The organism is Streptosporangium sp. NPDC002721, assembly GCF_042888905.1.
In the GTDB taxonomy this organism is placed as follows: Bacteria; Actinomycetota; Actinomycetes; order Streptosporangiales; family Streptosporangiaceae; genus Streptosporangium.
Genome location: NZ_JBIAQI010000022.1, coordinates 73915 through 88044 on the forward strand (window position 1 = coordinate 73915; position 14130 = coordinate 88044).

Annotated in this window: 3 protein-coding genes; all 3 read left to right on the forward strand. The window is 68.4% G+C overall.

Annotation, left to right across the window (positions count from 1 at the left end; genetic code table 11):
* Positions 1-425 precede the first annotated feature (425 nt).
* From ACFYWM_RS29640 to ACFYWM_RS29650, 3 genes are read left to right on the forward strand one after another with little or no spacing between them, the layout of a single operon-like run.
* Positions 426-6677, forward strand: a complete 6252-nt coding sequence (locus tag ACFYWM_RS29640) for a protein kinase (protein ID WP_389920061.1) — start codon at positions 426-428, stop codon at positions 6675-6677.
* 46 nt (positions 6678-6723) lie between these two features.
* A complete protein-coding gene (locus ACFYWM_RS29645) occupies positions 6724-9744 on the forward strand; it encodes a DEAD/DEAH box helicase (RefSeq protein WP_389920063.1) in 3021 nt (1006 codons plus the stop codon).
* Positions 9744-14102 carry an Eco57I restriction-modification methylase domain-containing protein gene (locus ACFYWM_RS29650; protein ID WP_389920066.1) on the forward strand — a complete coding sequence of 1453 codons (4359 nt, stop codon included), beginning with the start codon at positions 9744-9746 and terminating at the stop codon, positions 14100-14102. The genes ACFYWM_RS29645 and ACFYWM_RS29650 overlap by 1 nt, the downstream gene beginning before the upstream one ends.
* The last annotated feature ends 28 nt before the right edge of the window (positions 14103-14130 follow it).

The following is a 14130-nucleotide window of genomic DNA, read 5'->3' on the forward strand; positions in this document are numbered from 1 at the left end:
TCCAAATCTCGCCACGTCCGTGAGGTTGTCCAGTCCACCGCCAAGGTTGCGCTCGCCATGTTGAACAGAAGAACCAGGACGAACCTATTTTTATGGGCGGACAGCCCTTGAAGAAGGCTTCGGGTTCATAACAATCAGTACATGCAACGTAACCTTCCCCCCTCCAAGCCCTGATATCACGGGCATGCAGCCTCTCCACACAGCTTCCCTGCCATCGCGGTCAGCCTGGCGGCTTCGAATTCGAGGCCGCCAGGCTGCAAGCAGACTATAAATCTGTTAACTAAGTCAAGAGAGAAAGCTTGTCTTATTTTTGAAACAACATGTTACTCTGCCGGAAATAGTGGGGTTTTGCCTAACCGCAGCATCGGAGCCCGCTGACGGCCGCTGGGGCGCGTTCCCAGCTCAGAGCATGGGGAGAACGCGGAGTGCCTGTGAACCTGGACCGGGTGGCGAGTCGTTTCCGTCTCCTGGAGGCCGTGGGCAAGGGCAACATGGGGGAGGTCTACCGCGCCGAGGACCTCCAGGCGGACACCGAAGACCGGGACCGCGTAGTCGCGGTGAAGCTGATCCTGCGCAACCGCTCCGGTGCGATCATCGACTCGCGCGCCGACGACAAGGCGGTCCAGCGGTTCGGCCGTGAGATGCGCATCATGCGCAGGCTCGACCACCGCAACCTTCCCCGGATCATCGCGGGCGACGTGGACGCCACCGGCCTGCCCTACATCGCGATGGAACTTCTCGACGGGGAGACCCTGAAAGACCTGGTGAGCGAGCATCCGCAGCTGCCCATCGGCTGGGTCTCGGCGCTGGGCGCCCAGATCGCGGACGGACTGTCCGCGGCGCACACCGCCGGTGTCATCCACCGCGACCTCAAGCCCGCCAACGTGATGCTGCTGCGCGGCGGAGTGGTCAAGGTCCTCGACTTCGGCATGGGGCGGATCCTCGACGACATCGAGGGGGGCAAGGTGACGAGCACCGGTGTCACGGTCGGCACCGCCCGCTACATGGCCCCCGAGCAGTTCCTCGCCTCGACGGTGACACAGGCGGCCGACCTGTACGCCCTCGGCTGCGTGCTGTTCGAACTCCTCACCGGTGTCCCGCCGTTCCACAGCGAGTCCGCGTACGAGCTCGGTCGGAAACACCTCACGGAGCCGCCGCCCCCGGTACGGCTGCTCCGCTCCGACGTTCCCGCGGAGTTGGAGAGGCTCATCGAACGGCTGCTCGCGAAGGACCCGGCCGACCGGCCCGCCGACGCCGTCACCGTCCGCGAGACGTTGCTGCCGTTCGCCGTGGGGGAGGAGCGCGTCCTCGGCTGGGACGGGCTCGACCCGGTACGACACCTGGCGAAGGTACGCGCGGAGAGCCGCCTCTCCCAGCCGGCCACTGAACCCGCGGACACCCCCGAGCCCCAGACCTCCGGGTCCGGGATGGACGTCTTCGGGCTGCACCGCAAGCTCATCAAGGACTACCGCTCGTTCACCGAGGGCGGCACGGTCATCCGCGACGACCGGATCGCGGCCTTCGTCGAGAACGACCTGGACGCCAAGTCCCAGTGGCCCGACCCCTGGCTGTCGCTGAACCCGTTCTTCGCCTCGGGCGGCACCGTCCTCGAACTCGCGACCGCAGGGGTGCTGCATCCGGAGTGCGCGCGCATCTTCCAGGCGGGGAAGACCGAGGACGGCACGGTGTGCGACGGCCGCCCGCTCACCCTGCACCGCCACCAGCGCGAGGCGATCGACACCGCCAAGTCCGGCGCCTCCTACGTGCTGACCACCGGAACCGGCTCGGGAAAGTCCCTCTCCTACATCGTGCCGATCGTCGACAAGGTGCTGAGGGACCGCGAGCGGCAGGGACCCGAGGCGCGCAAGCGGGTCCGCGCGATCATCGTCTACCCGATGAACGCGCTGGCCAACAGCCAGATCAAGGAGCTCGACAAGTATCTGCGCGACGGTTACGGCCCCGGCCGCGAGCCGGTCACCTACGCCCGCTACACCGGCCAGGAGAACGAGGAGCAGCGCAAGGAGATCCGCGACAACCCACCGGACATCCTGCTCACCAACTACGTGATGCTGGAGCTGATGCTCACCCGACCGGGTGACCGGCGCTCTCTCATCAAGATGGCCAAGGGACTGGAGTTCCTCGTCTTCGACGAGCTGCACACCTACCGAGGCCGCCAGGGCGCGGACGTGGCCCTGCTCATCCGCCGGGTGCGTGAGGCCTGCCAGGCGACGCGTCTGCAGTGCATCGGCACCTCCGCCACCATGTCCAGCGAGGGCACCGCGGAAGAGCAGCGGAAGGCCGTCGGCCGCGTCGCCACCACCCTCTTCGGCACCACGGTGGGACCCAAGAACATCATCGGCGAGACCCTCGTGCGCGCCACCGACGAGGCCCCCGGCACGGTCCCGGTCGAGCGCCTCCGAGCCCCGGGCGCGCCGCGCGCCTACGCCGACCTGGTGAAGGACCCTCTCGCCCGCTGGATCGAGACGCGCTTCGGTCTCACCACGGACGAGACGGGGCGCCTGGTCCGGCAGAGACCCGCCAAGATCGAGGAAGCGGCCCTCGAACTCGCCGGAGACAGCGGGCTGACCGTCGCCGAGTGTGTGCGGGCGATCCGCCGCACGCTGGAGGCCGGTTCCGAGGCGAGAAACCCCGTCACCGAGCGCCCCCTGTTCGCCTTCCGGCTGCACCAGTTCCTCTCCAAGGGCGACACCGTCTACGTCACCCTTGAGGACAAGCCGGTCCGTCACCTGACGCGCGACTACCAGCTCGTCCAGCCCGGCTCGGACGGCAAGATCCTGCTGCCGCTCGCCTTCTGCCGCGAGTGCGGCCAGGAGTACCCGACCGTGTGGCGCACCGAGAAGGACGGTCGCGTCGTCTACGAGCCTCGCCGCGACACCGCCGCCACCGGTGGCCGCGCCGGGGACGGCTACCTCTACGTCGACTCCGACCGGCCCTGGCCGAGCACGCCGGAGGACGTCATCGCCGATCGCCGGCTGCCCGAGTCCTGGCTGGAGATCGACGAGCGGGGACAGGAGGTGATACGCGCCTCCTACCGGGTCCGGCTGCCCAGAGCCGTCACCGTCGACGCGTACGGGGTCGAGGGCCAGGGCGAGCTGAAGGCGGCCTTCATCCCCTCGCCGTTCCTCTTCTGCATGCACTGCGGGGTGAGCTACGAGCAGGTCAGGGGGAAGGACTTCGCCAAGCTCGCCACCCTCGACCAGGAAGGCCGCTCCTCGGCGACCTCCCTCGTCTCCGCCTCCATCGTCCGCTCCCTCAAGGAGGTGCCCGCCGAGGCGCTCAAGAAGGAGGCCCGCAAGCTGCTCACTTTCGTCGACAACCGGCAGGACGCCTCCCTGCAGGCCGGTCACTTCAATGACTTCGTCCAGATCACCCAGCTGCGCGGGGCCCTCTACCACGCGGCCGTCGAGGCGGGGGGGGCGGGCGAGGAGGGCGTCAACCACGAGGAGCTCGCCTCCCGCGTCTCGGTCGCCCTGGGCCTGAAGCTCGCCGACTACGCGGGCAGCGCGGACCTGCCTCCCTCGATGGCGCGCAACGCCGCGAAGACCTTCCAGGACGTCGTCGCCTTCCGCCTCTACCTGGATCTCGAACGCGGCTGGCGCATCACCATGCCCAACCTGGAGCAGACCGGCCTGTTGGAGATCCACTACGCGGATCTGCAGTGGCTCGCCGAGCAACAGGACCGGTGGTCGGGGACCCACCGGAAGCTGCGCGAGGCGGCCCCCGGCCAGCGTGTCGAGATCATGCGGGCACTGCTGGACGAGATGCGCCGGGCCCTCGCCATCGACGTGCAGCACTTCCGTGAGGACTTCGACACCCTCCAGCGCGCCAGCGAGGAGCGCCTCGTCGATCCCTGGGTACTCGCCGCGAGCGACCGTCCCAAGGTCGGCACCGCCTACCCGCAGGGTTCCAGGCCCGGTCTGGACCGGTCGGGTCTTTTCCTGTCCGGCCGAGGCAAGTTCGGCAAGTACCTGCGGCGGGTGCACTTCGGCCAGGACCTGCCGGTCGACGACGCCCAGCTGATCATCGCGGAGCTGCTGAAGGTGCTCGCCAAGGCAGGACTGGTCAAGGAGATCGCCACGACCCCGCAGCGCGCGGGCCGCTTCCGGAGCGGCTCAGGGCCGGCCGTCACCGGTTACCGCATCTCCGCCGCGGCCCTCATCTGGCGGGCCGGAACGGGGGAGAGTGGCACCCACGACCCGCTGACCCGCACCTACGCCAGCGGCGACGGCCCCCGGGTCAACGCCTTCTTCCGCGACCTCTACCGGGGCGCGGCCGGTGCCCTCGGGGGCCTCGTCGCCCGCGAGCACACCGCCCAGGTCACCCCGGAGGAGCGGGAGCGACGCGAGGAGGCCTTCCGCAAGGCCGAGCTGAAGCTGCTCTACTGCTCGCCGACGATGGAACTCGGCGTCGACATCTCCGAGCTCAACGCCGTGATGATGCGCAACGTGCCGCCCACCCCGGCCAACTACGCGCAGCGCAGCGGCCGGGCGGGCCGGTCCGGGCAGCCCGCGCTCGTCACCACCTACTGCGCGACCGGAAACAGCCACGACCAGTACTACTTCCGCCGCTCCGAGCGCATGGTCGCGGGAGCCGTCGCCCCACCCCGTCTCGACCTCGCCAACGAGGACCTGGTCCGTTCGCACGTCCAGGCCATCTGGCTGGCCGAGGCCGGGCTCAAACTGGGCAACGCCATCCCCAACATCATCGACATCGGCTACGCCGAGGACGCCCGCGTCCCCAATCCCGCACTCGCCCTGCAGGACCACATCGACGAGGCCCTGCGCGACACCGCCGCGCAGGAGCGTGCGCTACAGGCCGCACAGAAGGTCTTCGGCGGACTGCTGACCGACTTCGCGGCCACCACCTGGTGGGACGACCGGTGGATCGAGGCGGCGATCCGCCTGGCTCCGAAGGAGTTCGACCGGGCGTTCGACCGTTGGCGTGGCCTGTTCAGGGCGGCCCTGGTCGACCAGGCCGAGCAGAACCGGCGGGTCCTGGACCACACCCTCTCAGAGCGCGACCGCAAGATCGCCGTCGGCCGCCGCAGGGAGGCCGAGACCCAGCTCAACCTCCTCAAGAACGAGAGCGCGGACAGCAGGTCGGTGCTCTCCGACTTCAACCCCTACCGCTACCTCGCCGGCGAGGGCTTCCTGCCCGGCTACTCCTTCCCGCGTCTGCCGCTCGCCGCCTACATCCCCACGACCGGCAGCCGGTTCGGCGACGGCGACTACCTCCAGCGTCCCCGCTTCCTGGCCATCCGCGAGTTCGGGCCCGGAGCGCTCATTTACCACGAGGGGGCCCGCTACCAGGTCACCCGCATCCAGCTGCCGCCGGACGCGACGGGCGACGTCGTCACCAGCAGCGCCCGCAGGTGCGCCGGGTGCGGCTACCACCACGACGTCCACGACCGCGACGACCGCTGCAAGATGTGCAAGGAACCCTTGGGCGAGACCACCTACGGGCTGCTCCAGCTGCACACCGTCTACACCAGGCGTCGTGAGCGGATCTCCTCCGACGAGGAGGAGCGGCGCAGGGCCGGGTTCCGGCTGGTGACCTCCTACAGCTTCCAGGATCACGGTGATCGTTCCGGCCGTCAGGACGCCCTCGTCTTCGAGGCCGGAGACAAACTCGCCATCCTGTCCTACGGCGACTCGGCGACCGTCCGCATCACCAACGTCGGCCGGGTGCGAGCCAAGCCGACCGAGCCGGACGGCTTCTGGCTCGACCCCGCCGACGGCCGCTGGATGAACGAGCGCGACGCCGGTGAGGCCTCCGGCGACTCCGGCGAGATGCCCGTCATCGACGCGGACGGCAACGAGAAGCGGCGCAAGAAGCGGGTCATCCCCTACGTCCAGGACAGCCGCAACATCCTGGTGCTGAAGCTGGACGAACCGCTGGACGAACCGGTCGCGCTCTCGCTCATGTACGCGCTGGAACGCGGTATCGAGGCCGCCTTCGAGCTGGAGGACTCCGAGCTGAGCAGCGAACTGCTGCCCCCCGACGACGGTCCCCGCGACCGGATGCTGTTCACCGAGGCCGCCGAGGGCGGCGCCGGCGTGCTGCGCCTGATGCAGTCCGAGTCCGGAGCGCTCGCCCGCGCCGCCGCGGAGGCCCTCGCCATCTGCCACTTCGACGCCGACGGCAACGATCTCGGCGGACCGCACCCCGACCGCCCCTGCGCCAAGGGCTGCTACGAATGCCTGCTCACCTACGGCAACCAGTTCAACCACGCCCTCATCGACCGCCACTCGATGCGCGACCTGCTGCTGCGGATCGCGGGCTCGACGGCCCGTACGACCGGCAGGGGCGAGTCCCGCTCCGAGCAGCTGGCGCGGCTGACCGCGCAGTCGGACACCGCGCTGGAGACCAGGCTCATCACCTGGCTCAAGGAGCGGGGACTGCGCCTGCCCGACGAGGCGCAGACCCTCGTCGCCGAGGCACATGCCCGGCCCGACTACGTCTACCGGCTGCCCGGCGCCAACGTCGCGGTCTTCGTCGACGGCCCCGTCCACGAGCACGCCTCGGTCGCCGAACGCGACCGCGAGGCGGAGGAGCGGCTGTTCGACAAGGGCTGGGACGTGGTCCGCTTCCCCCACGACGCCGACTGGTCCGCCATCGTGGCGGAGTTCGGGCGTTACTTCGGGACCGGCGCCTGAACCAGGAAACCGACAGCGATCAACTAGCCAAGGATCCCCCCTTTCGATGACGACTCCCCCCACCGTCGGTTCCCTGGTCTCCGCCCGAGGCCGTGACTGGGTGGTGCTCCCCGAGAGCGCCCCCGACATGCTCGTCCTGCGTCCCCTCGGCGGAGCCGACGACGACATCGCGGCCGTCTTCCCCGACTTCGAGAAGGTCACGAGCGCCGAGTTCGCACCCCCGGCAGCCACCGACCTCGGCGACGCGCACGCCGCGGGCCTGCTCCGCTCGGCCCTGCGCATCGGCTTCCGCTCCGGAGCCGGTCCCTTCCGCTCGCTGGCCGGGATCGCCGTCGATCCCCGCGCCTACCAGCTCGTACCGCTGATGATGGCATTGCGCCAGAAGACGGTACGGATGCTGATATCCGACGACGTGGGCATCGGCAAGACCATCGAGGCCGGTCTGATCGCGAGCGAGCTGCTCGCCCAGGGCGGCGCGAAGAAGCTCGCCGTGCTCTGCTCACCCGCGCTGGCCGAGCAGTGGCAGCAGGAGCTGCGCACCAAGTTCGGCATCGACGCCGAACTGGTGCTGGCCTCCACGGTCTCCAGGCTGGAACGCGGCCTGGACCTGGGCCAGTCCCTCTTCGACCGGCACCCCCACGTGGTGGTCTCCACCGACTTCATCAAGTCCACCCGGCATCGCGACGACTTCGTCCGGCACTGCCCAGACCTGGTCATCGTCGACGAGGCCCACACCTGCGTCGCCGCCGACGAGAACAGCTCCACGCAGAACCAGCTGCGCTACGAGCTGCTGCGACGCATCGCCGACCCCAAGGCCGACCGTCACCTGCTGCTGGTGACGGCGACCCCGCACAGCGGCAAGGAGAGCGCGTTCCGCAACCTGCTGGGCCTGGTGCGGCCGGAGCTCGCCGAGGTCGACCTCGGCTCGGAGGAGGGCCGCAGGCTGCTCGCCGCGCACTTCGTGCACCGAAAGCGAGCCGACGTCCGCCAGTTCCTCACCGTGAACGACGGGCTGGCCGACGACAGCCTGGCCGAGGAGACCTCGTTCCCCTCGGACCGGTACTTCAAGGACGAGACCTACAAGCTCTCCCCGGCCTACCAGGCACTCCTCGACGACGCCATCGCCTACGCACGCGAGCGGGTGACCGCCGCCGGTGACCGGGGCAGGCGTGAGACCCGGATCGCCTGGTGGTCGGCGATCGCGCTGCTCCGCTCCCTGGTCTCCTCACCGCGTGCCGCAGCTCAGACGCTGCGCACCCGCTCCGCGGCGGCGAAGGCCACCACCGCCGAGGAGGCCGACAGGCTCGGCGCACCCCTGACCAGCGACTCCTCGGAGAACGACGCCCTGGAAGGTCTCGACGTCGCCCCCGGCGCTGAGATCGCGGAGATCACGGAGGTCACGGGGACCGGCGCGGAGATCGCGGAGGTCGCGAAGACCGGAAAGGGGGACGCACGGCTCGCCGAACTGGCCGACCGGGCGGCCCGCCTGGAGGGAACGGCCGACGACCTGAAGCTGGCGGCGCTGGTCAGGCACCTCAAGAAGCTGCTCGACGAGGGCTACCACCCGATCGTCTTCTGCCGCTACATCCCGACCGCCGAGTACGTCGCCGAACACCTGGACGGCAAGCTCGGCAAGAAGACCGTCGTCCGGGCCGTCACCGGGACCCTCTCCCCGCAGCAGCGCCTGCAGCGCATCGAGGAACTCGCCGACGAGGCGGGCGACGACAGCGCGGCCCGCCGCGTTTTGATCGCCACCGACTGCCTCTCCGAAGGCGTCAACCTCCAGCACCACTTCGACGCCGTCGTCCACTACGACCTGGCATGGAACCCCACCCGCCACGACCAGCGCGAAGGCCGCGTCGACCGCTACGGCCAGAAGCGGGACATCGTCAAGATCATCACTCTCTGGGGCAGTGACAACGGCATCGACGGCAAGGTCCTCGAAGTCCTGATCAAGAAGCACCGCCAGATCCGCAAGGACCTCGGCATCTCCGTCTCCGTCCCGGACGCGGCCTCCTCCGGGGTGACCGACGCGATCGTCGAATGGGTGCTGATGCGCGACCGGCAACGCGGCCAGGAGACGCTCTTCGGCCTGGAGGAACTCGGCGCGATCGACGACAGGGCCGCCGAGCTGGAGACGGAGTGGAAGTCCGCCGCCGAACGGGAGAAGACCTCCCGCTCCCGCTTCGCCCAGCGTTCCATCCACCCCGAGGAGGTCGCCCGCGAGGTCGCCGCGATCCGCGACACCCTCGGACGCTCGGCGGAGACCCGCGACTTCGTCCGACACTCCCTGTCAGCCCTCGACGGCGTCCTGCGCGACGACGCGAGCGGCGCCGGTGACTTCACCGCGGAGGTGAGCGGCGCCCCCGCCGGGCTCCGCGACGTCCTCGCCCCCGTCCTCGGCGGCGACGCCGTCGAGCTGGGCCGCCCGGTCCCGTTCCGTACGACGGCCGCGGTGGCACGCGGTGAGGCCGCCCTGGTCCGCACCGATCCCGTGGTCGGCGCGCTCGCCGGTTACGTCCTCAACGCCGCACTCGACGCCAAGGCCGAAGGACCTCGCCCGGCCCGCCGCTGCGGAGTGATCCGCACCAACGCCGTCGGCGACCGCACCACGCTGCTCCTGGTCCGCTACCGCTTCCACCTCACGCTGCCGTCCAGGTCGGGGGAGCGGGAGCTCGTCGCCGAGGACGCCCGGCTGCTCGCCTTCGAGGGCTCACCCGCGAACGCCGTCTGGCTGCCCGCCGAGAAGGCACTGGGCCTGCTCGACGCCACCGCCGACGAGAACACCGCCCCCGCCTTCGGTGAGCGCACGATGAGCCGCGTCCTGGACGGCCTGCCCGCCATCAAGGCGCGTCTGGAGGCGTACGGCGAGGAGCTCGCCGACGAACTCCTCGCCTCGCACCGCCGGGTCCGCAGCGCCTCCGGCGAGATCGTCCGTGGCGTGGACGTCACCGCGCAGAAACCCGCCGACATTCTCGGCGTCTACGTCTACCTGCCGGCCTCCGGCGCGGTCACCCCCACTCCCACCCCCGCCGCCACTGTCGCCGTCGCCGGAGGAGCAGCCTGATGTCCGCCACCGTCCGCAACCAGGTCTTCTCCGCCGTGCACACCATCGGCGGCCTGCTCCCCGCCGACATGCTGGTCCGCATCTCCGAGGGCCGGGACGTGAAGGGCTCGCTGCCCGCCGACTACCGCGCCGTCGGCTCCCGTTCGGTACGCGACGACGCCGAGCGCCACTGGGACTACCTCAAGTCGATCTGGAAGGAACTGCGCGAGAAGCTCCTCGTCGCCCCGGAGGTCGAGGCCCCGTCCGACCCCACCGGTCTCGCGATCAAACAGTGGCTCGAACCGCTCTTCGCGGAGCTCGGTTTCGGTGACCTTGCGGCGGTCGGGGCGTCGGGCATCCCGTCCGACGACGGCGGCAAGACCTTCGCGATCAGCCACCGCTGGGGTCACGTCCCGCTGCACCTGGTCGCCTGGAACGCCGCCCTGGACAAGCGTCCTGGCGGCGCGGGCACCGTCCCGCCGCAGTCCCTGCTCCAGGAGTGCCTCAACCGCACCGACGCCCAGCTGTGGGGAGTGCTCACCAACGGCCGCCGCCTGCGCCTGCTGCGCGACTCCAGCGCGCTCGCCACCGCCTCGTACGTCGAGTTCGACCTGGAAGCCATCTTCGACGGCGAGCTGTTCAGCGAGTTCGTCCTGCTCTACCGGCTGCTGCACTTCACCCGCTTCAAGGTCGAGGAGGGGGCGGCGCCGTCGACGTGCTGGCTGGAGAAATGGCGGATCGAGGCGATCGCGTCCGGCACACGGGCACTGGAGAACCACCGCGAAGGGGTCCAGAAGGCCATCACCGCGCTCGGCACCGGCTTCCTCAAGCATCCCGACAACAAGGCCCTCCGCGAGAACCTGGACGTCGACGCCTTCCACGCCGCGCTGCTCCGCCTCGCCTACCGGCTGATCTTCCTCTTCGTCACCGAGGACCGGGACGCGCTCCACCTGCCCACGGCGAGCGAGGAGGAGCGTCGGCGCTACGCCGCGTACTTCTCCTCTCGCAGGTTGCGCCACCAGGCGAACCGTCGCCGGGGCACAACGCACACCGATCTCTACCGGACCCTGCGGATCGTGCTCGACGCGCTCGGTAACGAGAACGGCCACCGGAAACTGGGTTTGCCCGGCCTCGGCGGGCTCTTCGACGACACCGCCGCCGACGCCCCGCTGCACGGCCTCTCGCTCTCCAACGTCCATCTGCTGGAGGCCGTACGCCACCTCGACCGGGTCCGCGACGTGAACTCGGCCCGCTGGCGTCAGGTGGACTACCGCAACATGGGCTCGGAGGAACTCGGCTCCATCTACGAGTCGCTCCTTGAGCTCGTCCCCAAGCACAGCGCCGTCGACCGGACCTTCGAGCTGGTCAACCGCCTCGGCAACGACCGGAAGAAGACCGGCTCGTACTACACGCCGAGCTCCCTGATCGAGACCCTGCTCGACTCCACCCTCGACCCGGTCATCGACGACGCCCAGAAGCGCGGTGAGCTGAAGGCGTCGGCGGCGGGCGAGCCCGACCCGGCCGAGGCAATCGTCACCGAGCTGCTCTCGCTGACGGTCTGCGACCCGGCCTGCGGCTCCGGCCACTTCCTGGTCGCCGCAGCCCGCCGGATCGCCAAGCGCGTCGCCGCCGTACGGGAACGCAACCCCGAACCCACCCTGGACGCGGTCCGGCACGCGCTGCACGAGGTGATCGCGCGCTGCGTGTACGGCGTCGACCTCAACCCGATGGCCGTCGAGCTGGCCAAGGTGTCGCTCTGGCTGGAGGCCCTGGAACCGGGCAAGCCGCTCGGTTTCCTGGACGCGCACATCAAGCACGGCAACGGCCTGATCGGGGCGACACCGGCCCTGCTGCGCGGCGGCATCCCGAACAAGGCGTTCAAGGCGGTCGAGGGGGACGACGCCAAGTACGCGGCGTTCCTGGAGAGGCAGAACGACAAGGAGCGGGCGGGACAGGGCGGCCTATTCGACCTGGGTGAGAAGGCGAAGGTGGCCAACACCGCCTTTGCCTCCGGCCTGCGCCGCATCGCCGACGCCCCCTCAGACACCCTCGAAGAGGTCCACCGGCAGGCCTCGGCCTACCGTGAGTGGGAGACCTCCGCCGCGTACGTCAAAGCCCTGCACGTGGCCGACGCGTGGTGCGCGGCGTTCATGTGGCATAAGACCAAGAACGCGCCACCCGCTATCACCCATGACGTCTTTCAAGCCCTCCAGGACCCGGACGCTGCAGCCGCCTCGGGAGCGACCCATGATGAGATCGTACGGCTCCGCAAGCAGTACCGTTTCTTCCACTGGCACTTGGCGTTTCCCGACGTCTTCACCGTCCCAGACAGCGGGTCTGACAGGGGCATAGATCCGGCAACCGGCTGGGTGGGCGGTTTCTCGTGTGTTCTGGGTAATCCGCCGTGGGACAGGTTGGAGTTCGAGGACAAGAAGTACTTCAGTACTGTCGATCTATCGATCGCCGAAATCGCTGGCGCGGCGCGAGGCAGGCGTATTTCGGCTTGGGAGAAGGAAAATCCCGAGGCAGGAGCGCGTTATCAGGCTGAGCGTCGCAAGTTGAAGTCGACATCTCTGTTCGCGAGCAGCTCCGGAGTATTTCCACTGTGCGCGAGAGGGCTAACGACCGGTGGCGTCACCAAACTACAGGTGGACCAGTTGTTCGCCGAGTGGTTTGCTACCATTTCCTCCCCGAAAGGACGGTTCGGGTGCGTTGTCCCGACCGCTATTGCAACGAGCGCAGGATCACAGCACCTCTTCAGTGACTTCGCTCGGCGTGGAGCTATCGCCTCCCTATACGACTTTGAGAACCGTAAGCCGCTGTTCGTTGGGGTGGATTCCCGCTACAAGTTCTGTCTGCTATCACTGACTGGCCAGGATCTAAGCGAACCGGTGGCGAAGTTTGCTTTCTTTCTCGAAGACCCAGCTGACCTCGGCGATGCCGAGCGTATCTTTTCCCTCAGCCCTGACGAGATTGCCATCATCAGTCCTAACACCGGATCGCTCCCGATCTTTCGTGCTCGACGAGACGCCGATCTCACGCTTGCGATCTATCGGCGTCTGCCGGTGCTGAGCAATGACGTCGTGAAGAGCGACGGCCTGTGGCCAGTCGACTTCAAGTATCTCTTCCGGAATGCCAATGATGGCGACCTCTTCCGCACACGAGAGGAACTGGAGGCGGAGGGGTGGAAGATGCTCGGCAACGTGTTCGTTCGGGACGAGGAGAGGATGCTGCCCCTATATGAGGGAAAGATGGTCCACCACTTCGACCATCGCTGGAACTCCTACTACGGCACAGGAAACGAAGACCGCCACCGCCTTTCTCTCATCGAGAAGCAGAACCCGTCAGCGGTAGCCGATTCACGTTACTGGATCGCGGAGAACGGGCTCATCTCAACCGTCAGGAAGAACAAGCGGGTGGAGGTCCCGGGTGTCACCCTGCGTCTGGAAGATGTGAACTGGGACCGGGATTGGCTCTGCGGCTGGCGTGACGTGTGCCGTACCACCGATGAGCGCACCGCCATCCCCGCTTTCCTTCCGCGTACGGCTGTTGGGCACACATACCCCCTGATGTTGCCGCGCGTCTCACCCATCCTCGTCGCTGCCCTCGTCGCTGCTCAGAGTTCTCTGGTCTTCGACTTCGTGAGCCGCCAGAAGGTAGGTGGCATTCACATGGCCCTCATGACATGGAAGCAGCTTCCTGTCCCCGCGCCTCGAACACTGGAACCCCATACCCCCTTCCTCGTCCCTCGCGTCCTTGAACTCGTCTACACCGCCCACGACATGGCCGGACTCGCTCGCGACCTCGACGACTTCGGCGCCCCCTTCAGATGGGACGAGGAGCGCCGCGTCCAGATCCGTGCCGAGCTGGACGCCTACTTCTTCCACCTCTACGGTATCGACCGCCCCGACGTGGACTACATCCTGGAGACCTTCCAGACCGAAAACGGCGGCCTTAAGAACAACGAGATCGCCAAATACGGCACGTACCGCACCAAGGACCTCGTCCTCGCCGAGTACGACCGCATGGCCGCATCCGGCGTAAGCCTCACCACCCCCCTGCTAGACGGCGAGAACTACACCTCCACCCTCACCCCGCCCCCCGGCCACGGCCCTCGCCACCTCAAACAGTTGACCACCACGACCTTCCAAGGCCCGGAGAGCGAGTCCGTGATCGGCGAAGCACCCGAAGCGGCCCCCCAAATCGATCTCGAAGTATCGGAGGAGCCTCCAACCCCCGAAGTGTGTCCTGGGACCGGGCAGAAGGGGCGCATGGAGTTCCGGGACGGATGGGAGGACTGGTACGTCCACTGCCCCGTCTGTGGAATGACATGGTCGGGTGGCAGTGACGTGATCGACCCGCACAAACCCCCGCGTTGACGTCCGCGCCAGACTGCTGCGCCTGCAT

Bases quoted from the DNA above. Each gene is read 5' to 3' on its own strand.
- ACFYWM_RS29645 (WP_389920063.1), top strand. From the start codon at position 6,724: ATGACGACTCCCCCCACCGTCGGTTCCCTGGTCTCCGCCCGAGGCCGT.
- ACFYWM_RS29650 (WP_389920066.1), top strand. From the start codon at position 9,744: ATGTCCGCCACCGTCCGCAACCAGGTCTTCTCCGCCGTGCACACCATC.